Below are 26,031 nucleotides of genomic sequence, written 5' to 3' on the forward strand. Positions count from 1 at the left end.
CCTTTGTGAAGAATTTTGAAAGCCTGTTTGAGGAACTGTCCCAGAAGATCGCCGAACGCCCCGAAGGCTCCGGCACCGTGGAAGCCTTCGATAAAGGAATCCACCACTTGGGCAAGAAAATCATCGAAGAGGCTGGCGAAGTGTGGATTGCGGCCGAGTACCAGTCCGATGAGGAACTCGCTGAGGAGATGTCGCAACTGCTGTACTGGCTCCAGGTTATGGCGCATAAGCGCGGCCTGAAGCTCGAGGATATTTACTCCTACCTTTAGTCGGCCCCTTGCCGTCCTAGTACACAGCCAACATCGCAGTCAGCGTAGAAAGTACCGCACACCAATGATCAAAATTGCCGTCCCCAACAAGGGGTCCCTGTCCGAGGCCGCCCTCGAAATCCTGAAGGAAGCTGGATACAAAGGCCGTGGACACAACAAGTCACTCAACGTCGTGGATGAGGAGAACGGAGTCGAGTTCTTCTTCCTGCGCCCAAAGGATATTGCCATCTACGTGGCGCAGGGCGTCCTGGATCTGGGCATCACCGGCCGTGATTTGGCACTGGATTCCCGCGCAAAGTTCAACGAAGTTCTAGCCCTGAATTTTGGCGGCTCCACCTTCCGCTATGCCGCACCGGCGGGGAAGGAGTGGGACGTCGCCAAGCTGCAGGGCAAGCGTATTGCCACGTCTTATCCCAACGTGGTTCGTGATAACCTCGCAGCCAATGGCATCGACGCGCAAGTCATCCGCCTTGACGGTGCGGTCGAGATTTCGATTCACCTTGGTGTCGCAGATGTCATTGCCGATGTGGTTTCCACAGGCACCACACTGCGCCAGCAGGGCCTTGAGCCCTTCGGTGAGCCCATCGTGACTTCGGAGGCTGTGGTGATTAAGCGCGAAGGCGAAGACGTCACTGCAGATGAGAACGTTGTGCTCAGCCGCATCCGCGGAATCCTCAATGCACGCCACTTCGTCATGCTCGACTACAACGTGGCAGAGGAAAAGCTGCCTGAGGTCGAAGCAGTGACTCCTGGTCTGACGGGACCGACCATCTCTCCTTTGGCCCGGGAAGGCTGGGTCGCTGTGCGCGTCATGGTTCCCCGCAAGTTGGCGAATCAAGTTATGGACAGCCTCGAAGGGCTCGGAGCAGAAGCGATTCTCGCTTCAGATCTGCGCATTGCCCGCTTTTAGGGGGATATTCCAAACATTTTATTCGCGCACCTAGCTACTATGGTGGCTGACCATCATCGTTCTTCGATTTTTATGCAAGGAGTCAGCCCCGATGGCAAAGACAACAAAGAAGGATGCTCAGCCAGAGGCCAAGGAGACCAAGGACGTGAAGTCTCAGGTCGAGGAAAAGGCCACTAACAAGTCTTCGAAGGCCCCGTCTAGCAAGAAGACGCGTACTGAGACTGATCTTCTCGGCTCCGTGGAGGTTCCGAGTGATGCGTACTACGGCGTTCACACGCTGCGCGCTATCGAGAACTTCCAGATTTCCTACGTGACCATCAACACCATCCCGGATTTCATCCGCGGTATGGTGCAGGTCAAGAAGGCCACCGCGATGGCTAACCGCCGTCTGCACGTCCTTCCTAAGAAGAAAGCAGAGGCAATCATCTGGGCTTGTAACCAGATCCTGGAAGAAGGCCGCTGCATGGACCAGTTCCCGCTGGATGTCTTCCAGGGCGGTGCTGGTACCTCCCTCAACATGAACACCAACGAGGTTGTAGCCAACCTGGCGCTCGAGTACCTCGGTGAGGAAAAGGGTTCCTACGACGTCATCAACCCAAACGATGATGTCAACATGTCCCAGTCCACTAATGACGCGTACCCAACCGGCTTCCGCTTGGGCATCTACTACGCCATGGAGGACCTCATCGAGCGCATCGATGCCCTGCAGGCAGCATTCCACGCCAAGGGCAATGAGTTCGTTGACATCCTGAAGATGGGCCGCACCCAGCTGCAGGACGCCGTTCCGATGACCCTTGGTGATGAATTCAAGGCCTTTGCGCACAACCTTGCGGAAGAGCAGGCCATCCTGCGCGACGCCCAGAAGCGTCTGCTGGAGATCAACCTCGGCGCAACCGCTATCGGCACTGGCGTGAACACCCCGGCCGGCTACCGCCACCAGGTCACCGCCGCACTGTCCGAGGTCACTGGTCTGGAGATTAAGACCGCCCGCGATCTCATTGAAGCAACCTCTGACTGTGGTGCTTATGTACTGCTGCACTCCACCATCAAGCGTGCGGCAATGAAGCTGGCCAAGATTTCTAACGACCTGCGCCTGCTGTCTTCTGGTCCGCGCGCGGGCCTGGCAGAGATCAACCTGCCGCCGCGTCAGGCTGGTTCCTCCATCATGCCGGGTAAGGTTAACCCGGTTATCCCGGAGGTTGTTAACCAGGTCTGCTTCAAGATCTTCGGTAATGACCACGTGGTCACCATGGCGGCTGAGGCTGGCCAGCTGCAGCTCAACGTCATGGAGCCGGTCATCGGTGAGGCACTGTTCCAGTCCATCCGCATTATGGGCAACGCCGTCGATACCCTGCGCGAGAAGTGCGTCACGGGCATCACCGCAAACGCTGATGTGTGCCGCGCTTACGTGGAGAACTCCATTGGTATCGTCACTTACCTGAACCCGTTCATCGGCCACCACAACGGTGACATGATTGCTAAGGAGTCCCTCAAGACCGGCAAGGGAGTCAAGGACCTAGTTCTGGAGAAGGGCCTGCTCGACGAAGAGACTCTCAACAAGGTTCTGTCTGTAGAGAACCTCATGCACCCAGAATTCCGCGGTCAGCTCTACATCGACGAATAAAGCTGTGCCACAGCACTAGCGTATAGAAACGCTGATGCTGCACGCCACGCGCCCGCGCTACCTTCAACGAGGCAGCGCGGGCGCGTCGTTTTCTTTCAGTGGCTGTCCATCTCTCAAGCCCCTCGGCCCTCCTTCGAGCGAAGGGGGTGTGTAAACGGACACAATCGGGCCTGGAATCTCGCTAATGCCACATAAGTAGGGCAGAATAGAGACTGTCAGTTCTCGCGCCCAGGTCGTGTGCTGACCGTCGCGCGATTCACCCCATACTGCAGATCACCTGCACATATTGGAGTTACATAATGGTTGTTGTGCACATCATTATCGTCCTCGCGGCGATTTATCTCGGTGCCCGAATTGGTTCGATCGGCATTGGCATGGCCGGCGGCTTGGGTGTCCTGCTTCTCGGCCTGAGCGGCGTTCCCGTTACACGCGAAGACATTCCTTTCGATGTCATCGGCATCATCATGACTGTTATCGCGGCCATTGCTGCTATGCAACGCGCCGGCGGCATGGACTATCTGGTCTACCTCGCCGAGAAATTCCTTCGCAAGAATCCTAAGAAGATCACGTTCTATGCCCCTGTCGTGACCTGGCTTATGACCGTTCTGGCGGGTACCGGCCACACGGCATTTTCTACGCTTCCCGTCATCGTTGAGGTGGCCAAGGAAGGCAAGGTTCGCCCATCCCGTCCGCTGTCCATCTCTGTGGTGGCCTCACAAATGGCCATCTGTGCCTCGCCCATTTCCGCCGCCGTGGTGTTGCTAGCCTCCCTCTTGGAGCCGATGAACGTGGGCTACTTGCAGATCCTCGCTGTGCTCATTCCGGCGACATTTCTTTCCATTTTCCCTGCCGCGTGGATTGCCAACCGTTCCGGCGCGGAGCTAGAAGATGATCCCGTATACCAGGAGCGCAAGGCCCAAGGCCTGGTAAAGATGCCGCAGGGCTCCCACAATTACAGCCCGGTACAGGGCGCTAAGACCTCCGTCATCATCTTCCTCGTTGCCATCGTCATCGTTATGCTGTGGGCCACCCTGACATCTTCTCAGGTGGGACTCATCGAAGAGCCGACTCTGCCCCGCAATGAAGCCATCATGACGGTGATGCTCACTGCTGCAACCCTTATCGTGATGATCACCAAGATCTCCGCTGGCGACGTACTTAATACGCCAGTGTTCAAGTCGGGCATGTCCGCCTGTATCTGTGTGCTTGGTGTGGCCTGGTTGGGCACCACGCTCATTAACCACTACATGGAGGACATTCAGGCCATCTCCGGCTCCGTCATCGAATCCGCCCCTTGGCTGCTGGCCGTCGTGCTCTTCTTTGCTGCGGCGCTGCTGTACTCGCAAGCCGCGACCACCAAGGCTCTCATGCCGGCGGCTCTGGCCCTCGGCGTCAACCCACTGACCGCTGTGGCTGCCTTCCCTGCGGTATCCGCTCTGTTCATCCTGCCGACCTACCCGACCCTGTTGGCAGCCGTTGAGATGGATGACACCGGCTCGACGCGCATCGGCAAAGCTGTCTTCAATCACCCGTTCATCATCCCCGGCACCGTCAGCATCGCCTTGTCTGTCCTCCTGTGCTACGCCTTCGGTGCGGTCCTGCTTTAGCATCATCGAGAAATTATCTAATGTTGCTCAAGAGGCTTCTTTAGAGCGCTAAGCTGGTGGGCATGACTACGCAACCTTCTGATGTTGACATTGCCCAAGCCCACCAGCTCGAACCCATCACAGATATTGCCGCCCGCGCTGGAATCCCAGCGCCCGCCCTCATCCCTTATGGGCAGAACAAAGCCAAGGTGGATATCACCCAGGTTGGGGATGCCCCCGCCGATGGCAAGCTGGTACTCGTCACTGGCGTCTCTCCGACACCAGCCGGCGAGGGAAAGTCCACCGTACTTATCGGTTTGACCGATGCCCTCACACAGCTTGGTAAGAAGGCAATCGTCGCGCTTCGCGAACCTTCTCAAGGCCCCGTCATGGGTATCAAGGGCGGCGCTGCGGGCGGCGGCTACTCGCAGGTTGTGCCGATGGAGGATATCAACCTTCATTTCACCGGTGACTTCCACGCTATCGCCGCGGCCACCACCACCTTGGCCGCCATCATCGATAACCACATCCACCAAGGCAACGCCCTCAACATCGATCCGCGCCGCATCACCTGGCAGCGCTGTGTTGACGTCAATGACCGCGCTCTGCGCAACGTCGTCACCGGTCTTGGCGGCCCAGCGCACGGAGTGCCGGGGGAGACCGGGTTCACCATTACTGCGGCGTCGGAAATCATGGCCATCCTCGGTCTCGCTACCGATTTGGCAGACCTGAAGAAACGCCTCGGTGATATCACTGTGGGCTACACCTATGACCAGCAGCCGGTAACCGCCCGCGACTTGGGCGCAGAGGGCGCACTCACCGCCCTGATGCGCGATGCGCTGAACCCCAACCTAGTCCAGACCCTGGGCGGTACGCCGGCTTTCGTCCACGGCGGTCCTTTCGCCAACATCGCTCATGGCTGCAACACACTGTTGGCCACCCAAACTGCTATGCGCTTCGGCGATATCGTCCTCACGGAAGCAGGTTTCGGGGCGGACCTCGGTGGCGAGAAATTCATGGACATCAAGTCCCGCTTTGGTGAGCTTGATGTCGCTGGCGCGGTCGTCGTGGCAACGATCCGCTCCCAGAAGTACAACGGCGGGCAGCCGCGCGAGGAGCTCACCACGGAGAACCTGGAAGCCCTGAAGAAGGGCGTGGTCAACCTCGAGCGCCACGTGGAGAACCTGCGAAAGTTCGGGCTTCAGCCAGTGGTCGCTCTCAACCTCTTTGGGAGCGATACCGAGGCCGAGCGCGAGTTCATGCGTCAGTGGGCGGCCGACTTCGACGTGGCTCTTGAAGAAGCAGAGGTGTGGGCGAAGGGTGGTGCAGGGGCGACTGCGCTGGCTGAGCGCCTTCTGGACAACCTCTCCCAAGGCTCCTCCCGCCAGCTCTACGACCCCGCTGAAGGAATTGAGAGCTCCATCGACACTATCGCCAAGGAAATCTACCGCGCCGAGCGGGTGGAGTATTCTTCCAGGGCTCTCAAGGACTTGAAGTACATCAAGGACAATGGTTGGGAGCAGTTCCCAGTCGTCATTTCCAAGACCCAGTACTCCTTCTCGGATGATCCGAGCCAGCTCGGCGCTCCGGAAGGCCACGTCCTCCACGTCCGCGAACTGCAGCCGCGCACCGGCGCTGGTTTCATCGTTGCCCTAACCGGTGACGTCATGACCATGCCGGGCCTGCCAAAGAAGCCCGCAGCGAACAACATCGATGTAGCCGCTGACGGTTCCATCTCTGGGTTGTTCTAAGCCGCGGCAGGGTCTACGCAGCGCGACGGTCTACGAGGCCTGGTCGGGCCACCCGGGATACTCGGGTGGCGTACCTCCAAAAGCCGGGCAGAGGTCTTGGAACGAGCACCAACCACACAGCTTTGACGTCTTCGGCCTGAAATCTCCGGCCTTGCCATCGCCTTCGATTTTGGCCCAGAGCTCGCCTAGGTCACGCTCGAAGTACTCGAGCTCTTCTGGCCCAGGCGTGAGGAACATTGAATCCAAGACCTTGAGGTACATCAGCCGCAGCTGCGTGGGGATGGTGCCGAGAAGCCGCCAGTACACCAGCGCGTAGAAATTCATTTGGAATTGCGCGTCCTGGGAATACCGGGGAAGCGGCTTCTTTCCCGTCTTATAGTCCACCACGCGCACCTCGCCAGTGGGGGCAACGTCTACGCGGTCGATGAACCCACGGACAGGCACACCGTTTGGCAAGACGGTATCGACGTACATCTCGCACTCGTGGGCGTCGAAACCTTGGGGGTTTTCCATCTGGAAATAGCCCTTGATGAGCTGGCGTGCTTCGACGAAGAAATCCAGCTCCTCGGGCTCGGGTACCAATTCACGCAGCTCCGGATCGGAGTCGAGCATCACCGCCCATTCCGGCTTGATCATCTTCACCGCGGCCGGGTACTCACGTTGCTCACGGGGTAGCTGGTGCATCTTCTCCAGCACAGCGTGGACCAGCGTTCCCTTGACCTGGGCTTTTGTCTTAGGTTCAGGCAGCTTGTCAATGGCCCGGAAGCGATAGAGCAGAGGGCATTGCTTGTAATCGGAGGCACGGGAAGGGGAGAGGGCTAGTCTTTTCGGCATAATGTTCCTCAGCCTAGCGCATAGGCAACCTCGTTCCCGCCCGCATCTCCCGACGGTCCGTGGCAAGCTAGTAGGCATGAGCACTACGCAAGATTTTCTCGATTTCATCGCCGCCAGTCCCTCCTCTTATCACGCGGCTGAGGAGGTAGCGCGCGCACTCGTTGATGCGGGTTTTAGCCGCCAAGACGAGTCTGCCGAATGGTCGGCTGCACCAGGCGGTCACGTCATGGTCCGGGGAGGTGCGGTCATGGCATGGTTCGTCCCCGAAGGTGCTAGCCCGGAGTCGGGTTTCCGGATTATCGGCTCCCATACTGATTCGCCCGGTCTTGCTCTCAAGCCCACTCCGGATTTCGATTCCGCTGGATGGCAGCAAGTAGCCGTGGAAGTTTATGGCGGAGTCCTTCTCCACAGCTGGTTTGATCGCGAGCTCACCGTCGGTGGTCAAGTCGTCCTGCGTGATGGCACCCGCCACTTGGTCAACACCGGCCCGCTGCTTCGTCTTCCCTCGCTGGCGATTCACCTCTACCGCAAGGATGAGTTCAAGCCGGATCGCCAGCGCCACATGCAGCCAGTGCTCTCCGTGGGCACTCCGGAAACGTCGGTGATGGGGGTCGTCGGCAAGCAGCTGGGCGTCGCCCCGGAAGATATAGCTTCCTTCAACCTCATTACCGCCGATGCCCAGCGCGGTGAGGTCTTTGGCGCCGGCGAAAAGCTCATCGCTGCTGGACGCATGGATAACCTCTCTTCCGTCCACGCCTCTCTGAGGGCTCTTCTCGCCGCCGCGCACAACGCCGATACCATGGAGCACAAGGACATCCTCGTCATGGCGGCCTTCGATCACGAGGAGGTGGGCTCCTCCTCGCGTTATGGCGCGGGTGGCCCGATTCTGGGTGATATTTTGACCCGCACCGCACGGGCGCTCGGGGCGAACGAGGAGCAGCGCTTCCAGATGTTCACGCGCTCCAGTTGCGTGTCTGCCGATGCCGCCCACTCTGTACACCCCAACTACGCCGACAAGCACGATCCCACGCACCACCCGATCATCGGCCAGGGAACTGTAACCAAGATTAACGGCAACCAGCGCTACGCCTCCGACGCTCACACCGTGGCCCTGTGGGAATCCGCCTGCCGCCGTGCGGACGTTCCGGTCCAGCGATTCGTGGGAAATAACGACGTGCCCTGTGGCTCCACCATCGGACCGATTTCCGCCACCCGTTTGGGCATCCCCACCGTCGACGTGGGAGTCCCAATGCTGTCCATGCACTCGGCCCGCGAGCTGGTGGGCGAGCGCGACCAACTATGGCTTGGTAACGCCCTTGAGGCATACTTGGTGGGTTAATCCTTGCCACCTTCAACTATGTGAAAGGTTCCCACGCCATGGCTTATTCCGGCCCCTTCCGCTACGGCGACCGCGTGCAGCTCACCGATGCCAAGCGGCGTCACTACACCATCGTCCTCGAGGAGGGAGGCCAGTTCCATTCGCACAAGGGCATCATCAACCACGATGATGTCGTCGGCATGGATGAAGGCTCCGTCATCGATTCGACTCTGGGTAGCTCCTTCCTCCTGTTCCGCCATCTCATGGTGGACCATGTCCTGTCGATGCCACGGGGTGCCGCGGTGATCTATCCCAAAGACTCCGCGCAGATTCTGGTCGAAGGCGATATCTTCATGGGCGCGCGCGTGCTCGAGGCCGGCGCCGGTTCCGGCGCGCTCTCGATGACTCTGTTGCGCGCCGTGGGGCCGGAAGGCCACGTTTTCTCCTATGAGGTGCGCGATGACCACTTGGAATACGCCGTGGATAACGTCACCGAATACTTCGGTAAACAGCCCGAATGGTGGAGTCCCCGCCTTGGGGACTTGGCCGATGTCACCGTCGAGGAGCTGGGCGGCCCCGTGGACCGCGTCATCCTAGACATGCTCGAGCCCTGGGAGCACCTTGAGAAGGTACGCGACATCCTCATCCCGGGCGGCGTTTTCATGACCTATGTGGCCACCGTGCCGCAGCTGATGAAGGTCATGGAGGGCATCCGCGAGCTCAAGTGCTTTACGGAGCCGCGGGCCTGGGAGTCCCTCGTGCGTGAATGGAAGGTGGAAGGTTTGGCCACCCGCCCGGAGCATCGCATGAACGCGCACACCGCGTTTCTGATCTGGACGCGCCGGCTTGCCGACGGCGTCACTCCACCCCGCCCGCAGCGCCGCGCGCGAAAATAAGCCCCGAGGTTAAACGTGGCGCACTGCGCGCTAGGGTGGACTCTATGAACGATGCCACTCATTCCCAGGAACTTGGCCAGCAGCGTCGCCAGATAGAGCAGCTCGCTGAATGCAATGCCAAGCTTGCTGCCCTGTTGAAGGATGCGCGCACTAAGCTTCAGCAGATGCTCGCGGAGGTTGACGCCCTTGCGGAGCCTGCCTCCACATACGGTGTCTTTCTGGGCTATTCCGGGCGCGCGCATGATTCACGCCGTGACGCCGAAGTTTATACCAATGGCCGAGCCATGCGGGTCAAGATTTCGCCGAACCTGGAACCCGGCTCCCTGAAAGTAGGGCAGCAGGTGCGCTTGGGCGAGGGCTTCGTCGTCGTGGAGGCCTGCGCCCCGGTAAATACGGGCGCGCTGGCGACGATCCAAGAACGTCTCGGCACCGACCGCGCCGTGGTCATCAATTCCTCTGGTGAAGAGCAGGTTGTTCTCCTCGCTGCAGCGTTGCGGGATACCGTGCGCGCCGGCGATACCCTCTTGGTTGAGCCCAAATCTGGTGTAGCCACCGAACGCGTGCACAAGACTGAGGTAGCACAGCTCACGCTGGAGGAAGTTCCTGACGTCTCCTACGAGGACATCGGCGGTTTGGATGAACAGATCTCCCTCATCCGTGACTCCGTCGAGCTGCCTTTCCTGCACCCGGAGCTCTACCGCCAGTACGATCTCCAGCCGCCCAAGGGCGTACTGCTCTACGGCCCGCCGGGCTGCGGCAAAACGCTTATCGCCAAGGCGGTGGCGCATTCGCTGTCCGCGTCGCTGGGAGCTAGTGCCCCCAGCTACTTCCTCAATGTGAAGGGCCCAGAACTGCTCAACAAGTTCGTGGGCGAGACTGAGCGCCGCATCCGCCTCATCTTCGAGCGCGCCCGCGAGCTAGCCTCCGAGCCCACCGAGGATGGCAGCCAGCGCCCGGTCATCATCTTCTTCGATGAGATGGAATCCATCTTCCGCACCCGTGGTTCCGGCGTGTCCTCCGATATGGAAACCACCGTCGTTCCGCAGCTGTTGACGGAGCTGGACGGTGTGGAAAAGCTCAGCAACGTCATCGTCATCGGTGCCACCAACCGTGAGGAACTCATCGACCCCGCCATCATGCGCCCGGGGCGCCTCGACATCAAGATCCGCGTCAACCGCCCGACCAAACAGGGCGCACGCGAAATTTTCGCCCGTCACTTCCCGGAATCCGTCCCCCACGAGGGTGATCTTTCACAGCTCATCGATACCGCGGTGGACGCTCTCTACGCCGAGCGGCCCTTTGTCACTCTGCACTTCGCTAACGCGGATCCGCGCGTGCTGCACTACCGGGACTTCGTGTCTGGCGCTATGATTGCCAACATCGTCTCCCGTGCCAAGAAGCTAGCGATTAAGGAAGCGTTGGACGCAACAAACTCTGCTGGGGGAGCGCAGCCCGCAGGCATCACCGCCGCGCACCTGCACCAGGCCATCGCGGCCGAGCAGGCAGAATCTGAATACGTACCGACTTCTGCCAACCCGGAGGAGTGGGCGAAGATCGTCGCCGGTACCTCCGCTGGCGCGCATGTCACCGGGGTCGAATTGATGGGAGTACAACCGTGAGCCGTGTTCTAGGAACCGAAACTGAATATGGGATCTCCACGCCGTCCAACCCGGCGTTATCACCGATTGTGACCTCCACCCATGCTGTTGTGGCTTATGCCGCCCTGCATACCGGTGCGCGCTCCCGCTGGGATTTTCGGGAGGAGCACCCACTGCGCGATAGCCGCGGCTTCGATCTCAAGCGCTACCACACGGTGCCCGTGGTGGACCCGAATGCCTTGGGTGTGGCCAACGTGGTGACCGCTAATGGCGCGCGTTTCTACGTCGATCACGCCCATCCGGAGTACTCCTCGCCGGAGTGCACGAATGCCTGGGATGCCATGCTTTACGACGCCTCCGGCGACCTGATCCTTCGTCGCGCAGGGGAGGCCGTAGCATCGCTGACCGCTCAGGGCACGTCCGTGTTGGCCACGCATGATCCCTGCCCACCGCTGAAGTTCTACAAGAACAACGTGGACGGTAAGGGGGCTTCCTATGGCAGCCACGAAAACTACCAGTACTCCAGGGATACTGACTTCGATGACATTGCCCAGGGATTGATTCCTTTCTTCGTCGCTCGCCAGGTGGTCACCGGTGCCGGACGCGTGGGATTGGGTGCTGATGGTGAAGAACCTGGTTTCCAGATCTCACAACGCGCGGACTATATCGAGCAGGAGATCTCCCTGGAAACCACCCTCAACCGCGGCATCATCAACACCCGTGATGAACCACATGCGGTCGCCGAGGACTTCGGTCGCCTGCACGTCATCATCGGTGATGCCACGATGTCCCATACCTCGACGCTGCTCAAGCTGGGCATGACCTCGCTGGTACTCGATGCCATCGAGAGCGGCGTGGACTTTAGTGACCTGCGCCTAGCAGAGCCGGTGGAGGAGGTGCAGCGGGTGAGCCGCGACCTCACTGTGACTCATAAGCTGGCGCTTCGCGACGGCCGCCACCTCACCGCCCTCGACATCCTCGCCGTCTACCGGGAGAGGGTCACCGCCACCACTGAGGCGGATGAAAAGGTGCTCGCCGCCTGGGATGAGGTTGTCGCGCTTTTGGCTGATAATCCGCTCAAGGCCGCCCACCTGCTGGATTGGGTGGCCAAGTATCGCTTGATTAAAGGCTACCTTGACCGCGGCGTCGCGGCCGATGATCCGAAGCTGGCTCTGATCGATTTGCAGTACACAGACATCGACCCCGCAAAATCCCTTTACCATGCGCTCGTGCGCAAGGGACAGATGCGCACCCTGGTCAGTGAGGAAGAGAGCGCAGCGGCAGCAGAGACGCCGCCCAGCGACACCCGCGCCTACCTGCGCGGCCACGCTACCCGAAAGTTCGGAGAGGATGTCCTGGCTGCGTCCTGGCAGTCACTGACCTTCCGCATCGGTGAGGCCGAGGGAGCCAACTCTGGAACCGCCTGCGTGGCGCTCGACGACACCACAAGACTCGGGCAAGACGAGGTGGGCGCTCTACTGGAATCTGCGGGCAGTGCCGCCGACTTCGTTGATAGTTTGCGCCAGCTCGGGGTGCGAATCGAGTACCCTACACTGTATTAGCGCAGCATTCTCCACTCGCGAAAGGAGCTCTCACCATGAGCGGACAGCAGTCCCAGATTAATGCCGGTGGCGGTAACGGGCAGGGAGGTGATTCCTCGGAATTCGATGCCGGACAAGTCAGCATCAACAGCGCGGGTACCGATGATCTTCTCGATGAGATTGACGGCCTCCTGGAATCCAACGCCGAGGAGTTTGTGCGCTCCTACGTCCAAAAGGGCGGCGAATAAAGGTGGAGCAGCCCTCCGGTAGCGCCCCCGTTTATGCACGGCGGATTATGGGCATCGAAACCGAGTACGGCATCACTGCGAGCGCAAGCGATGGACAGCGGGTGATGTCCCCGGATGAGATCGCCCGCGTACTTTTCCGGCCCATCGTGTCGACGTACTCCTCCTCGAATATCTTTAGCCCCAACGCCTCCCGCCTCTACCTCGACGTCGGCTCCCACCCGGAGATCGCTACCGCCGAGTGCGATAGCCTGAGCCAGCTCATTGCCTATGAGCGCGCCGGCGATGCCATGGTCAACCGCATGGCCGTGCAGGCGGAGGAAGCCCTAGCGGACGAGGGGGAGAAGCGCGCCGTCTATCTGTTCAAGAACAACGTCGATTCTGCGGGCAATTCCTACGGCTGCCACGAGAACTACCTCATCGGCCGCCACGTGGTGCTCAAGGACCTCGGCAAAGCTCTCCTGCCATTCATGATCACCCGGCAGCTCATCTGTGGCGCGGGGATGATTAGACCTGCTAAGGGTGAGGAACCGGCGCGTTTCGTGCTCTCACAGCGTGCCGACCAAGTCTGGGAAGGTGTGTCCTCCGCGACGACTCGCTCGCGGCCCATCATCAATACCCGCGATGAACCACACGGGGATTCGAAGCGTTTCCGTCGCATGCACGTTATCGTCGGCGACTCCAATATGGCTGAGCCCACGATGGCCGTCAAAGTTGGCTCCACGCTGCTCATGCTGGAGATGCTGGAGGCCGGTTTTGAGGTGCCGAACCTCTCGGTTCTCGAACCTATTCAACACATCCGCGCCATCGCGCTCGACCCGACCGGTCGCACCCAGCTCCCGCTTGAGGGAGGCGGCAGCACCACCGCGCTCGCCGTGCAGCAAGAGCTCTGTACCGCCGCTGAGCGTTGGCTGGAACACCGCGAGGACACAGGCACGCCAACGGCTGAGCTGGCCCGTGTCGTGGACTTGTGGAAGCGCACCCTCCAGGCCATTGAGACTCAGGATTTCTCCGGTGTTGACCGCGAGATCGACTGGGTCATCAAGCGCAGCCTGCTAAACCGCTACCGCGAGCGCCTGGGCGGGGATTGGTCGCACCCCAAGCTGGCACAGATTGACCTGACCTACCACGACATCCGTCCCGGCCGTGGCCTCTACAGCGTATTGGAGCAGCGCGGCATGGTGAAGCGCTGGATCGACGATGCTGCAATCGATGCTGCCGTCGACACCGCCCCGCGAACCACCCGTGCCAAGCTGCGCGGGGAGTTTCTCGCTGTTGCCCGCGAGCTCGATGCCGCGGTAACGGTGGATTGGACGCGGATGAAGGTCAACCGGCCTGAGCCAATGACCGAGGAATTCTCCGACCCCTTTGTGTCCGAGGACCCGCGCCTAGATGGGTTGTTAGACTACATGCGTTCGCACCCAGGCTCGTAGAGCCGTAGAGCTGATCAAGGAACCTGCCACTATGCCTTCAGCAGATCGCACTGCAGCCCGGACGCCGGTCAGAGACCGCGCTATCGAAAGGCTCACCAACCTCACCTTTGCGCTGCATGGCGCCGCGCACCAAGGCGGGGTTCCTGACCGCAGCGCAGCCTGGATTCGCAGCCACGTCGAGGGCTACCAGTCTCGCAGCGACGAGGCTTTTCAGAAACAACTTTCCCGCGACATTGTGACCCTGCAGCGCGCTGGTGTTCCGGTAGTGCATAGCAGTGGGGCAGAAGGTTCGCTGTACCGGCTCGATCCCGAAAGCTACCAGCTACCTCCCGTCGATTTCACGCCACAGGAGGCCATGGTGTTGGGCGTAGCCGGCGGCATTGGCACACCGGGAGGCTTAAGCGATTTCAGCTTGTCCGCGTGGACCAAGCTGGCTGCCTCGGGCGCCTCCCGCGACTTGAGCGGAGCGCCCGTCTACACCGCTGTCAACGACGTGACCAGGCTGAGTCCAGAGCTCGTCACCGCGGTGATTACCGCCGTGCGTGCAGGGCTGCGCATATCCTTTGATTATTACGCTACGCCCTCTGCCGAAGCAGTTCGCCGCCACATGGATCCATGGGGGCTGGTCAACCACCGCGATCGCGTCTACCTTGTCGGCTGGGACGTGGACCGCCAGGCACCTCGGACTTTCCGTGCCACCCGCGTGGATAACGTCAAGCGTTCGCGTCATGCAGCCACGCACCTCGAGCCCACCGCACCACTGCAAGATCTCGTTGTGGAGGCACTAGACCGTGGCGATACCGTGGACGCTCTCCTTGACGTACCAGAGGGGCAAGCTGTCGAGCTTGTCGACGCCGGACGCAGGCGCGAGGACAACCTCGTAGAACTCACCGCCGTGCGGCGGGATTGGCTGGTGCGCACCGCTGCTGGTTATGCACCAGATGTTGTGGTGATCGAACCGCCAGAAGTGCGTGCCGACATCATCGCACTCTTAAATGTCGGTGGGAACGATACAGCGACAACGGCAACCACGGTTAAGACCACGGAGTTTAGGGAGGAGGCCCGCCATGGCTGATCAGCCCCGCAAGCTGCAATCGCTGGTTCGCTCCCTCAACCTCATCCCGTACCTGCGTAACCACCCGGGGTTGACCCCTATGGAGGCAGCGGAGGATTTGGGGATGACCCCGGTGGAGCTCAAGGACGCCATCGACCGGCTCTTCTGCTCCGGGGTGGGCCGCAATACCGAAGACCTCATCGACTTAAGCTTTAGCTACCGCGATGGCATCGAGATTTACAACGACCAAGGCCTCACCCAGGCACTGCGTCTGACCCCCACCGAAGCTGGTGCACTATTGCTCACCCTTGAGTCTTTAGAAGCGATGCCGGGGCTTGTCGACGTCTCCGCGGTCCATTCCGCCGCCGCCAAGCTGCGCGGAATCATGGATGAAAAGACCGCCGCCATCTATGACTCCCTGGCCACGATTGATCCCGAAGAATCGCAGGTACAAGCAGCACTAGCGGGGGCCGTCGACAAGCGCCAGCAAGTGCGTTTTACCTACTGGAGTATGTCCTCCAACCGGACCAGCGAGCGTACCGTGCATCCGGCCCGCATCTTCATCGTGGATGGCGAGCCCTACCTCGTGGCATGGGATGACTCAGTGGGGGAGCACCGCACCTTCCGCCTCGACCGCATGAGTGATGTCGAGGTACTCGAAGCTTCCGCTACCCCGCACGTACGAGAGCTGGATTTCAACCCAGACTCACCCTTTGGTCTAGATCACACTCTTGTTGCGGAGCTGGAGATTAACCAAGAATTCACCTGGCTAGCAGAACACTACGACATCACTCTAGGCGAAAAACTTGAAAATGGGTTCATAGCTGCGCAGATGCCCGTCGGATCCGAGACATGGTTTAGTCGTTTCGCCCTCGGGCAAGCTGACCGTTTGCGGGTCGTGGGACCCCAGAAGCTTGTCGAGGCCATTTCGGAGCATAGAAATCGGGCGCTGGAGCGTTATACTCAACTGCCAGACTAAGAGCTCTCCTGCGTGCGCCCCGTGCAGCACTTCGTTGTGTGGAACCGTACGCTTTATCGACCTAGAAAGAAGGGGCACCCTCAATGACCGTGGGACCTTTGGAAATCGGCCTTGTCGTTCTCGTTATCGTGCTGTTGTTCGGCGCAAAGAAGCTGCCAGAGCTAGCTCGCTCTATGGGCCGGTCCATGCGCATCTTCAAGTCTGAAGTAAAAGAAATGAAGGAGGAGAACAACACTCCTGAGCAGCAGGCCCAGATTGCTGCTTCCAAGAAGAATGACGAAGACTTCTGGAATAGCCCGGAAATGCAGCCGCGTGCTTCTAAGCCGGCTGACGGAAACCAGAACTAATAATCTTTTCTCGGCAAGCAGGCCGCGCTCTGAGTTTTTCGGAGCACTAGGGCCTTGCCTGCCGCCGTGGGCTTTTCTGTGGAGGTCTTGCTGTGAGTGCCGCGAGCACACCGTCTAATGCTGGTTCTAACGCGCGGAAACAAAAATGGGGCGCAAAGCTACGCCGCAAGCCCAAGAATCCGACGGGGGAGATGACCCTCGTCCAGCACCTCCAGGAGCTGCGCCGACGCATCGTCATTTCTCTCCTCGCTTTGGCGGTTGGAGCCATCATAGGTTTTATTTGGTACCAGAACGCCCCGTTTGGCACGTCACCGCTGGGCGAAATCCTGCGCGGTCCTTATTGTTCGCTTCCTGAGGAAAAGCGTGTTTCTTTCACCTCCGACGGTGAGTGCCGCCTGCTTGCCACCAGCCCGTTCGAAATGCTGTTATTGCGCCTCAAGGTCGGTGCGTTGGCTGGCGCGGTATTGTCCTCACCGGTCTGGCTCTACCAAATCTGGGCCTTCATCGTGCCTGGCCTCCATAAGAACGAACGCCGCTTTACCTTCTTGTTTGTCTCGACAGCGGTTCTGCTTTTCGTCCTCGGCGCGGTTCTTGCCTACGTCATCCTTTCCGTGGGCTTGGAGTTCCTCATGGGAATGGGCTCCGAATACCAGACTGCGGCACTGACGGGTGAGCGATACTTCTACTTCTTGCTAGCGTTGCTCCTGATTTTCGGTGTGAGCTTTGAGATCCCATTACTCGTGGTCTGCCTCAACCTCATTGGTGTATTGGAATATGACCACGTCAAGGACAAGCGTCGCATCATCATTGTCGCCATCATGATTTTCGCGGCGGTTGTCACACCGGGCCAAGAGCCCTTCTCAATGTTGGTCTTGGCCGGAGCCCTCGTAATCCTTGTCGAGATAGCCTTCCAATTCTGCCGCATCAACGATAAGCGCCAGAAGCGCGAGCGCCCTGACTGGCTTGACCTCGATGACGAAACTGCCTCGTCCTTGGGTGAAGGCCCGGGTGCCATAGGCGCACCAACTCCTGTATCTGCATCCACAAGCGTTTCCGCTTCTTCGCGGCCAGTATCTTCGAGGCCTGTATCCCCGGCTTCGACCGGTGAAGCTCGGGTGTCGAAGCCTCAACCAACGAACACGCAGCCCCCGCAGAGCGGTTTTTTCGACGACGTTCTGTAGGCTTGTCGGCCTTCTTAGGGAACTTGTTCACGTTCCCGCTTGACACCAGGGACCGGCGTATTAGCAGGCGGTGTCTGACAGGTACCCTGGGGACTTATGACACTGACGCATCTGGACGAGTTCACCCAAGCACTTCCGTACTCACTGGATGATTTCCAAATCCAAGGATGCCAAGCCGTCGAAGCCGGCCACGGCGTTCTGGTCTGCGCGCCCACCGGCGCGGGTAAAACCGTGGTGGGTGAGTTCGCCGTGTCCTTGGCACTGCGCCAAGGGACCCGCTGTTTCTACACCACACCTATCAAGGCGCTGAGTAACCAGAAATACCACGACCTGGTTGACGCACACGGTGAGGATGCGGTCGGCCTGCTGACCGGTGATGTCTCCATCAACTCCTCCGCGGACATCCTCGTGATGACCACTGAGGTCCTGCGCAACATGATTTATGCGGGTTCAGGCGCACTGGACCGCTTGACCCACGTGGTGATGGATGAGATCCACTTCTTGGCCGACGCCTCACGCGGCGCAGTATGGGAAGAAGTCATCCTCAACCTGGAGGAGCACGTCTCCATCATTGGTCTATCCGCAACGGTGTCCAACTCCGAGGAATTCGGCCGGTGGCTGACCACCGTACGTGGTGACACCAAGGTCATCGTCACCGAAAAACGCCCCGTACCGCTGGATCAGTGGATGATGGTCGGCCGCAAAATCTATCCGCTCTTCGAACCCGACTCAGGCGGACAGGTAAACACTGAACTGGCGCGGCGCATCCAACGCCTGGAGACCGGCGATACCGATAATGGCCGCGCAGACTATGCCCAGAACCGTGCGAGCTTCCGCGCCCGCGCCCGTCACAAAGGCGGCGGGCGTCACGACCGGCACAGTGATCGGCGCAGCGGCGCGCCCCGTGCGCAGGACCGCTACCGTCCGCTTGGCAGGCCGGAGGTGCTCAAAGAGCTGCAGGCCATGGAGATGCTGCCGGCGATTACCTTCATTTTTTCCCGCGCAGGCTGCGATGGTGCGCTGTATCAGTGTTTGCGCTCCCGCATGGTGTTGACCTCCCCGGAGGAGGCCACCGAGATTAAGGCCATCGTCGATAAAGGCGTGGAAGGCATCCCGGAAGAGGACCTCAAGGTCCTTGACTTCAAGCGTTGGCGCGAGGCACTCTCGCGCGGCTTTGCTGCTCACCACGCAGGCATGCTTCCGGCCTTTCGGCACATCGTGGAGGAACTCTTCGTCAAGGGCCTCGTCCGGGCAGTCTTCGCCACCGAAACGCTTGCCCTGGGCATCAACATGCCGGCGCGCACCGTGGTGCTGGAGAAGCTGGTGAAGTTCAACGGCGAGGCACACGTGGACCTGACACCGGGCCAATACACTCAGCTCACCGGCCGCGCCGGTAGGCGAGGCATCGATACCTTGGGCAATGCCGTCGTGCAGTGGGCACCCGCCATGGATCCCACGGCGGTGGCGGGGCTTGCATCAACTCGTACCTATCCGCTTATTTCTACCTTCGAGCCCGGCTACAACATGGCCATCAACCTGCTGGGCATGCTCGGCTTTGATGACTCGCTGCGCCTGTTAGAAAAGTCTTTCGCCCAGTTCCAGGCGGATGGATCCGTTGTGGAGGAAACCCGTGAGATTGAGCGCGCCGAGCACCGCGTTCGGGAGCTGCGCGCACAGTTGGATCAGGCCGTGGACAACCTGGCCCCGCCAGCCACCGATGGCGAAGACCCAGCTGAGATTCTCATGGATTATATGCGGCTGCGCCGCGCACTAACTGAGGAGGAAAAGTCAACACGTGCTTCCAAGAAGGAGGAGCGCAACAAGGAGGTCGCGGCGGTCCTTGCCCGACTCCAAGTGGGAGAAGTCATCGCTATCGCCACGAAGAAGCGCCCAACGCTGGCCGTCGTCATTACCCCGGCAAACCAGACTGCTGATCCGCGCCCCTGGGTTACCACAGAGACGGGGTGGTCTGGTCGCATCGATTCGGCCGGTATTGATAATCCGCCAATCGTCGTCGGCCACATGAAGCTACCGCGCGCAGCACAAAAGAATCCGCGCCGTCATACCCGGTATGTGCAGGATGCCTTTAAGCGTGACTACTACAAGCGGCCGAAGAAGATGCGCACCGAGCCGCGCAATCGCCCCAACAAGAAGATCGCGCAGTTGCGCGATGCCCTCCGCGAACATCCGGTGCACCATTGGCCGGCGACCGACCGCGAGCAATTGGCCGGTGTGGCACAAAAGCTGGCGCGCCGCGAGAGAGAACTGGCGCGACTAGAGGCCAAGGTAGAGCGCGCCACAGATACGCTTGGCCGCACGTTTGAGCGCATCGTGGACCTGTTGGCAGAGATGGACTACGTGGAGTTCGAAGGCTATGGCGAGAACCGCGAACCGGTCATCACGGACGAAGGCGAGCGCTTGGCCAAGATCCATTCCGAATCCGACCTCCTGGTTGCACAATGCCTCAAGCGCGGTATCTGGAACGAGCTTGACCCGGCGGAGCTCGCTGGTGTGGCTTCGCTCTGTGTCTTCGAAAACCGCAAGGCCACCCGCGGCGAACCTGGCGCAGCAACCGACGAGATGGCGGACGCCATGAACGCAACCTGGCGCATCTACGGAGAGCTTGTTGCTGATGAGAAGCGCCATAACCTGCCGCAGACCCGTGAACCGGAACCTGCCTTTGCGCTCGCCATCCACCAGTGGACCGCGGGCGCCCCCTTGGCTTATTGCATGGCCGCGGCAAACGAATCCGGCGCGGAACTCACCCCCGGTGACTTTGTCCGCTGGTGTCGACAGGTCATCGACCTGCTCCAGCAGGTGGCCAAGACCGGCTACGAGGACGAGATTCGCCGAAATGCCCGGCGCGCCATTGACGCGATCCAGCGCGGCGTCGTCGCCATCGGCGCCTAGGCCTAGCGCCTAGTTTTCGGAGCCACCGCGAAGCAGTGCCGTGGCTGCCGCCGCGAGTGCTTGGCGGTGGGGCGCAACGAGTGCCACAGTGGCGAGCTTGAGGTTGCGCCCCAGCGGGTTAAGTATGAGGGCTTGCGTACCGATGACGGCGTCATCGACTACAGCTGGACCGCCCGAGTCACCTTTGACTGCCGGAATCGTGTTGAAAACAAATCCGGCGGGGGAGACAGTGGTGCGGAAGTCAATGGACCAGGTGCGGAAGAAGGGAAGGAGAAAAAGCCCACTGCGTTGCTGGGCACGGCGAGCTTTTCCGCCGTATCCCCAGGTGGTGACTGGGGCGCGGAATGGTGGGGTGCTTTTTGCAAGCCCAGGAAGGTCCCGGGGAGGGGCCGGCCGGTCTAGCAAGCACAGCGCCATGTCGGTCCCGTCAATCGTGCGCACGGCGGCCACGCGCCGCTTGAACCCGCCACTCACCTTGTAGTGTTCCCCTCTGTCAAGGCCGCTGCGGAAAAAGTGCGCGCAGGTCAGAACCAACCGGGTTGCCTGCTGGGTGCGGGGGCCTAAGGACGCATCGATGAGCACTCCCGAGCAATAGCTTGAGCGATTACGGATCTTGACGGCAGCGCGATGGGAATTCACGCCTCCCAGCTTAACCGGACGAAGGCGGGCGGTAGGCTAACTGTCATGACTGATTATGCGTCCCGACTGAGCCGCTCCCGCACTATCGCCGCTGCTAAGGGCATCGACATCCTGTTAGTGGGGACAGGTGCCGAATTCGCGTACCTCACCGGTTCGTGGGTTTCCTCCCACGAGCGCCTGACCTGCTTGGTTATCCGCCCCGATGCCGAACCGGTAATCGTCGCCCCCAACACCGACATTGAGTCGCTTCAGGGCGTTGCAGCCCACCTAGTGGGATGGAGCGATGGGAAGGATCCCTATGCGCTGGCTTTGGAAGGCGTGCGCCCCAATACCGTTGCCTTGGGCTCCTCGCTGACCGCCGATCACGTATTGCGTTTCCAGTCCGCAATTCGAAGCCAGCTAGATCCGTCCTCGCCGGATGTAGCGCACGTGGAATACCTTCTAGCTACTGAGGCACTGGCTGAGCTCTTTAGTCGCAAAGACCCAGACGAGGTGGCGGAGCTACGCGCTGCCGCGGCGGCTATCGATGCCGTGCACGCCGAGGTCCCGCGTCTCTTAGAACCGGGACGCACTGAGGCCGAGGTAGCGTCTGATTTGCGGGAACTCATTTTGCGCGAGCACCGAGAGGTGGACTTCATCATTGTTGGTTCCGGCCCAAACGGGGCGAACCCGCACTACGACTATGGGGACAGAGAACTTGGCGCGGGCGATCCCGTGGTGGTGGATATCGGAGGGACGCTGCCGTCCGGTTATCACTCTGACTGCACCCGCACCTATGTGGTGGGGGCAGCCCCCTCTGCGGCACCCGCCGATTTCCAGGAGGCCTACGCGGTGTTGGAAAAGGCCCAGGCTGCCGGACGAGCTGCCGCACGCCCGGGCACAACCGCTCAGGAGATAGACCGTGCCACGCGCAGTGTGGTTGAAGCAGCCGGTTGGGGTGAATATTTCACGCACCGCACTGGGCACGGCATTGGCTTGTCCACGCACGAGGAGCCCTTCATCATGGAGGGAAATGAGCTGGAGCTTTCCCAGTCCATGGCCTTTTCTATTGAGCCGGGTATCTACGTGCCGGGTAAGTGGGGCATGCGTCTGGAAGACATCGTGGTGACCACTGAATCCGGGTGTGAGTCCCTGAACCAGGCACCGCGGGGGTTACGCTAATGAGACGCACTGGTGCGCTGTTGATTCTTGGCGGGCGCAGCGATATCGGCGGCGAGCTTGCGCGTCGGCTGTGCGCAGGCCGCCCAGTGGTACTTGCCGCACGGGGTGAGCACGGTATGGAGGAACTCACCACAGAGCTTCTCCGCAGAGGGGCGGTTTCCGTGCACACGCTATCTTTCGACGCTGCGGATGTCTCCTCCCACCGCGCGGTCATCGAACAAGCCTCAGCACTCGCGGGTGAGGGCATCACAACAGCAGTCGTCGCCTTCGGAATCCTGGGTGATCAGGAACGCGCCGAGCACGACGAGGCCCACGCCTTCGACATAGCACTGGTGGACTATGCAGCACAGGTATCCATGCTCACCGTGCTCGCTGATGTCATGACCACGGGCCACATCGTGGCCTTTTCCTCCATTGCCGGCTGGCGTGCGCGCAGAGCCAACTATGTCTATGGCTCGACTAAGGCAGGCCTGGATGCTTTCTGCCAGGGTTTGGCGGATCGGCTGCAGGGCAGCGACCTAGCCCTGATCACCGCGCGCCCCGGGTTCGTCATCGGATCCATGACTGAGGGGATGAAACCCGCGCCCTTGTCGGTGACCCCAGACGTCGTGGCACATGCTGTGGTGAAGGCCATCGAGTCCTCGTCGGGTACCGGGTCCCCGTCGGATTCACGGCCGGTCTCCCGCACGCTATGGATCCCTCGGAGGCTTCAGGTGTTGGCTTGGATCATGAAGCTGGTCCCACGGCCAATCTGGCGGCACATGCCGCGCTAGTGATGCCCGAGGGCGGGAGAGTTAGCGTCAAAGATGAAGCCGCGCGGGGCAAGGACTCGCAAGACGACGTCAGCATCGCCTTCGGGCAAATCGTGGATGACCAAACCCCGCCACGGCGTTACTGAAATCGACGCGTCCAGCTGGGCGATGAGTCCTGCGTACTCCCCAGGCAGCACGCCATCCTGCAGGCCCGCACCCAGATCGACGCGGCCGGGCTCAGTGTGTTCGGTCAGCCAGCCGATGGGCAAGGTCGGCGCGGCAAAGGCAGCACGCGTCGGTGAGGGGAAGCCATCGATGGCTTCAGGGCGCTGAGCAGATAGCTCGAGCACGTAGTCGACGAGCTGAGAAATCGCATCGTCTAGTTCTAGGACCGGACCGGTAACCGCCCCCTCTCGGATGAGGCGCGCGGAGCTGGCGTCCTCGTCTTCTCCAGTGCTAGCACCGGATAGTTGGAGCCCAGCCGCCACACCGTGTGAGATGAGATCGCCCGCGCCACCATCGATACCAAAGACTGCATCCTGGTCGAGAGCGGCGGAGGCTCCTTCAGCTTCGGCCAGGACATCAGCAACGCGCTGCGCCACACGGCGTGCATGAAGGGAGAGGGGAGAGGCCAGCACGTGGGCGTCGGTGGTGGGCAGGGGGACGTCGCCAAGCACCTGCTCATCGCGGATGCCGCGCAGGCTGATGACGCTGTGCTCCTCAAGGTACACATGGCCATCGCCACATTCCCTGGCGGCCTGGCCTAGGGCAAGCCACTGCTCGGGGGTGACAACACCGCCGGCGGGATGGAAGCGCAAGGTATCGGATTCGGGATGCTTCGACTCGGGGAGGGACATGGTAGGTCAGTCTAATCGCTCCGGGAGGGTCTCCAGCGAACCGGCAGGTCCAGCAAGTATGGTGGGCTGCATGCCGTTTCTTCTGTTCATCGCGTACATCCTCCTCGAAACCCTGGCTTTCTGGACAGTTGCCGAGTGGATTGGTGTGCTGTGGGCGCTGCTCGCTTTGGCGCTGACCATGCTCTTCGGTATGACGATAGCCAGCTGGGAAGTTCGCCGCATGATGGTCAGCCGCATCCGCCAAACCGAAGACGGAGTCTATGTAATGGAGGATCCCACTCCAGGTAAAACAGCCGGCAACGTCGGCCTGACTATGGTGGGCGGAATCCTGCTTTCGCTGCCCGGCTTCGTCTCCACGATCATCGGGGTTCTGCTCATTTTTGCGCCAACGCGTTCCATCATCCGCACGCTTCTTGCTGCGTCGATGTTCCGGAAAATCGAAGACATGGGCGTGCGCGTTTACGAGGCCTCACCCATGGCGCAGCACCGCGACTCCTATGGATCCTTTGGAAACTTCGGTGCGGGCGCTGCCGGCAGCGCCATGGGAAGCAGGGGACAAGCGGACCAAACGCACGAAGTCCTCGATGAAGATGAAATCCGCACATGGACCCAACACGTCAAGCCCGAAGACTTTGAGGACGGAAATAAATAGTGCTCGCTGTGTGTGCCCGGCTTGTCCTCGCAGCTCTTTCGGGCGCGGTCACGTATCTGTCGGTGGAGCCGCGCGGCTGGTGGGCTGCGGGAATCATTGGGGTGGCCATGTTGGTGGCTGCGTTATCTCCTTGGCGAAAGCCCCTGCATTTAGGGTGGGCGGCGCTCATCGCTGTGGTCCATAGCGCTGTCTTGTATCTATTCACCCTGCCGTGGATTGGTGAGCTCGTGGGCAACATGCCCTATATTGCGCTCGCTATCTTCCTGTCCTTGTACAGCATCCTCCTCGGCGTCGGCGGGGCAGCGTTGCTGCGCCTGAATTATGGCTTCGCACTTTTTCCCTTCTTTTATGTGGCGGTGGAAATGCTGCGCTCCTCCGTGCCCTTTGGGGGGTTTGCCTGGGTACGTCTGGCGTGGGGACAGATTGAAGGGCCGCTTGCCAACCTTGCCCCATGGGGTGGGCCTGCGCTCATTAGCTTTGCGGTCGTCTGCGTCGCCGCGGGTGTGGTGGGCCTTACGCGCGCACCACGGTTGGCCTGTGCCTTGCTGGCGGTGCCGCTTCTTGCAGGGCTCATCGCAGCGCAAGGCGTGAATCGACCGAACCACACCACAGGCACGGTCACGGTAGCCGCCGTCCAGGGAAACGTCCCGCGGCTGGGCCTTGACTTTGCAGCGCAACGCCGCGCAGTGTTGGATAACCACGTCCGCGTCACTGAGCAGGCAGCCCAGGATGGCGCTGAGCCAGACATCGTCATTTGGCCTGAGAACTCCTCCGACATCAATCCTTTTGCCAACGAGGACGCACGGGCGCTTATCGACGGCGCCGCCCACGACATCGACGCCCCCATCTTGGTCGGAACTCTCACCCGAGATGAGGTCGGCGCGCGCAATACTATGCAGGTATTCAACCCGGATGGCTCGGTGGGGCAACACCACTACAAGAAGTACTTGCAGCCCTTTGGTGAGACGATGCCGATGCGCGATTTCTTTAGGAAGATCACTGATCTGGTAGACCTAGCGGGCGATATGAAGCCCGGTGACGGGTCAGGCGTGGTGACCATGGCCGGGACTGCAGTGGGCGTTGCTACGTGCTATGAGGTCAGCTTTGACCAGGCGTTCCGAACGGCAATCGATAACGGCGCACAGATTCTCACGACGCCGACAAATAACGCCACGTTCAGTGATTCTGACATGACCTACCAGCAGCTGGCCATGAGCCGCCTGCGCGCGATAGAAGCGGACCGAGCCGTGGTTGTGGCCGCCACATCTGGAGTCTCAGCCATCGTGCACCCCGATGGTTCAGTGAGCCAAGACAGCGGTATCTTTGAACCGGCTTATCTCGAAGAGGAACTTCCGCTGCGAGAAGGGCGTACATTTGCGGTGCGTTATGGTTCGCTCCTGCAGTGGCTCATGACTATTATTGGAACGGTCTGCGCGCTGTTTGCGATCTATTCCACCCGCTTGTCCGGAAGACGCAGCGCGTCTTAAAGCAGAA

The 26,031-nt window shown here is 60.5% G+C and carries 23 protein-coding genes; 20 read left to right on the forward strand and 3 right to left on the reverse strand.

The genetic code is table 11. The features are described from left to right. The first annotated feature begins 5 nt into the window (after positions 1-5). From CAURIM_RS06530 to CAURIM_RS06550, 5 genes are all read left to right on the forward strand, one after another. Positions 6-269, forward strand: a complete 264-nt coding sequence (locus CAURIM_RS06530) for a phosphoribosyl-ATP diphosphatase (RefSeq protein WP_010186658.1) — start codon at positions 6-8, stop codon at positions 267-269. A 64-nt stretch (positions 270-333) separates the two neighbouring features. Further along, entirely contained in the window at positions 334-1,179 is an 846-nt protein-coding gene (gene hisG / locus CAURIM_RS06535) for an ATP phosphoribosyltransferase (protein WP_201828218.1), read from the forward strand. Positions 1,180-1,270: 91 nt separating this feature from the next. Further along, positions 1,271-2,803 (forward strand): aspartate ammonia-lyase, encoded by a 1,533-nt coding sequence (gene aspA, locus CAURIM_RS06540; protein ID WP_201828216.1) that lies wholly within the window; start codon positions 1,271-1,273, stop codon positions 2,801-2,803. A gap of 299 nt (positions 2,804-3,102) precedes the next feature. Continuing rightward, positions 3,103-4,410, forward strand: a complete 1,308-nt coding sequence (locus CAURIM_RS06545; RefSeq protein ID WP_070730242.1) for an anaerobic C4-dicarboxylate transporter — start codon at positions 3,103-3,105, stop codon at positions 4,408-4,410. A gap of 62 nt (positions 4,411-4,472) precedes the next feature. After that, entirely contained in the window at positions 4,473-6,140 is a 1,668-nt protein-coding gene (locus tag CAURIM_RS06550; protein ID WP_201828214.1) for a formate--tetrahydrofolate ligase, read from the forward strand. A gap of 30 nt (positions 6,141-6,170) precedes the next feature. Here the strand turns inward: CAURIM_RS06550 and CAURIM_RS06555 are convergent, their stop codons facing one another. Continuing rightward, on the reverse strand, positions 6,171-6,974 hold the full coding sequence (locus CAURIM_RS06555; RefSeq protein ID WP_070446615.1) for a RecB family exonuclease: 804 nt from the start codon (positions 6,972-6,974) through the stop codon (positions 6,171-6,173). A gap of 76 nt (positions 6,975-7,050) precedes the next feature. Here CAURIM_RS06555 and CAURIM_RS06560 point away from each other — a divergent pair, with 76 nt between their 5' ends. The 11 genes from CAURIM_RS06560 (at position 7,051) to CAURIM_RS06610 (ending at position 20,476) form a co-directional block, all read left to right on the forward strand. Next, positions 7,051-8,313 carry a M18 family aminopeptidase gene (locus CAURIM_RS06560; RefSeq protein ID WP_201828212.1) on the forward strand — a complete coding sequence of 421 codons (1,263 nt, stop codon included), beginning with the start codon at positions 7,051-7,053 and terminating at the stop codon, positions 8,311-8,313. A 38-nt stretch (positions 8,314-8,351) separates the two neighbouring features. Continuing rightward, entirely contained in the window at positions 8,352-9,188 is an 837-nt protein-coding gene (locus tag CAURIM_RS06565; protein ID WP_010186638.1) for a tRNA (adenine-N1)-methyltransferase, read from the forward strand. A gap of 44 nt (positions 9,189-9,232) precedes the next feature. After that, positions 9,233-10,807 carry a proteasome ATPase gene (gene arc, locus CAURIM_RS06570; RefSeq protein ID WP_167595738.1) on the forward strand — a complete coding sequence of 525 codons (1,575 nt, stop codon included), beginning with the start codon at positions 9,233-9,235 and terminating at the stop codon, positions 10,805-10,807. Then, entirely contained in the window at positions 10,804-12,348 is a 1,545-nt protein-coding gene (gene dop, locus CAURIM_RS06575; protein WP_201828210.1) for a depupylase/deamidase Dop, read from the forward strand. Before arc ends, dop begins: the two co-directional genes overlap by 4 nt. A gap of 35 nt (positions 12,349-12,383) precedes the next feature. Continuing rightward, entirely contained in the window at positions 12,384-12,575 is a 192-nt protein-coding gene (locus CAURIM_RS06580) for a ubiquitin-like protein Pup (protein ID WP_070446620.1), read from the forward strand. A 47-nt stretch (positions 12,576-12,622) separates the two neighbouring features. Then, the gene (gene pafA, locus CAURIM_RS06585; RefSeq protein ID WP_070446621.1) at positions 12,623-14,005 is read left to right on the forward strand and encodes a Pup--protein ligase; all 1,383 of its coding nucleotides are present in this window, start codon (positions 12,623-12,625) and stop codon (positions 14,003-14,005) included. 31 nt (positions 14,006-14,036) lie between these two features. Continuing rightward, positions 14,037-15,080 (forward strand): helix-turn-helix transcriptional regulator, encoded by a 1,044-nt coding sequence (locus CAURIM_RS06590; RefSeq protein ID WP_070643564.1) that lies wholly within the window; start codon positions 14,037-14,039, stop codon positions 15,078-15,080. Further along, entirely contained in the window at positions 15,073-16,038 is a 966-nt protein-coding gene (locus CAURIM_RS06595; RefSeq protein WP_070643567.1) for a helix-turn-helix transcriptional regulator, read from the forward strand. The genes CAURIM_RS06590 and CAURIM_RS06595 overlap by 8 nt, the downstream gene beginning before the upstream one ends. 83 nt (positions 16,039-16,121) lie before the next feature. After that, a complete protein-coding gene (gene tatA, locus CAURIM_RS06600) occupies positions 16,122-16,385 on the forward strand; it encodes a Sec-independent protein translocase subunit TatA (protein ID WP_070446624.1) in 264 nt (87 codons plus the stop codon). 191 nt (positions 16,386-16,576) lie between these two features. After that, positions 16,577-17,566 carry a twin-arginine translocase subunit TatC gene (tatC, locus tag CAURIM_RS06605; RefSeq protein ID WP_070710621.1) on the forward strand — a complete coding sequence of 330 codons (990 nt, stop codon included), beginning with the start codon at positions 16,577-16,579 and terminating at the stop codon, positions 17,564-17,566. A gap of 96 nt (positions 17,567-17,662) precedes the next feature. Next, entirely contained in the window at positions 17,663-20,476 is a 2,814-nt protein-coding gene (locus CAURIM_RS06610; protein ID WP_201828208.1) for a DEAD/DEAH box helicase, read from the forward strand. A 9-nt stretch (positions 20,477-20,485) separates the two neighbouring features. Here CAURIM_RS06610 and CAURIM_RS06615 read toward each other — a convergent pair whose 3' ends face one another. Beyond that, on the reverse strand, positions 20,486-21,115 hold the full coding sequence (locus CAURIM_RS06615; protein WP_236659272.1) for a trypsin-like peptidase domain-containing protein: 630 nt from the start codon (positions 21,113-21,115) through the stop codon (positions 20,486-20,488). Positions 21,116-21,160: 45 nt separating this feature from the next. Here CAURIM_RS06615 and CAURIM_RS06620 point away from each other — a divergent pair, with 45 nt between their 5' ends. Together CAURIM_RS06620 and CAURIM_RS06625 are read left to right on the forward strand one after the other, a co-directional pair. Further along, positions 21,161-22,276 (forward strand): M24 family metallopeptidase, encoded by a 1,116-nt coding sequence (locus CAURIM_RS06620; protein ID WP_070643575.1) that lies wholly within the window; start codon positions 21,161-21,163, stop codon positions 22,274-22,276. Then, on the forward strand, positions 22,276-23,049 hold the full coding sequence (locus CAURIM_RS06625; RefSeq protein ID WP_201828206.1) for an SDR family oxidoreductase: 774 nt from the start codon (positions 22,276-22,278) through the stop codon (positions 23,047-23,049). The genes CAURIM_RS06620 and CAURIM_RS06625 overlap by 1 nt, the downstream gene beginning before the upstream one ends. Here the strand turns inward: CAURIM_RS06625 and CAURIM_RS06630 are convergent. Next, positions 23,046-23,885, reverse strand: coding sequence for a cobalamin biosynthesis protein (locus tag CAURIM_RS06630; RefSeq protein WP_201828204.1), 840 nt, complete (start codon positions 23,883-23,885; stop codon positions 23,046-23,048). The two genes, CAURIM_RS06625 and CAURIM_RS06630, sit on opposite strands and share 4 nt — an antisense overlap. A gap of 70 nt (positions 23,886-23,955) precedes the next feature. On the opposite strand from CAURIM_RS06630, the gene CAURIM_RS06635 reads away from it, so the two are divergent. After that, a complete protein-coding gene (locus CAURIM_RS06635; RefSeq protein WP_201828202.1) occupies positions 23,956-24,537 on the forward strand; it encodes an FxsA family protein in 582 nt (193 codons plus the stop codon). After that, a complete protein-coding gene (gene lnt, locus CAURIM_RS06640; RefSeq protein WP_070730215.1) occupies positions 24,537-26,024 on the forward strand; it encodes an apolipoprotein N-acyltransferase in 1,488 nt (495 codons plus the stop codon). Before CAURIM_RS06635 ends, lnt begins: the two co-directional genes overlap by 1 nt. Positions 26,025-26,031: the final 7 nt, after the last annotated feature.

This window comes from Corynebacterium aurimucosum, from assembly GCF_030408555.1.
GTDB classification, from domain to species: domain Bacteria; phylum Actinomycetota; class Actinomycetes; order Mycobacteriales; family Mycobacteriaceae; genus Corynebacterium; species Corynebacterium aurimucosum.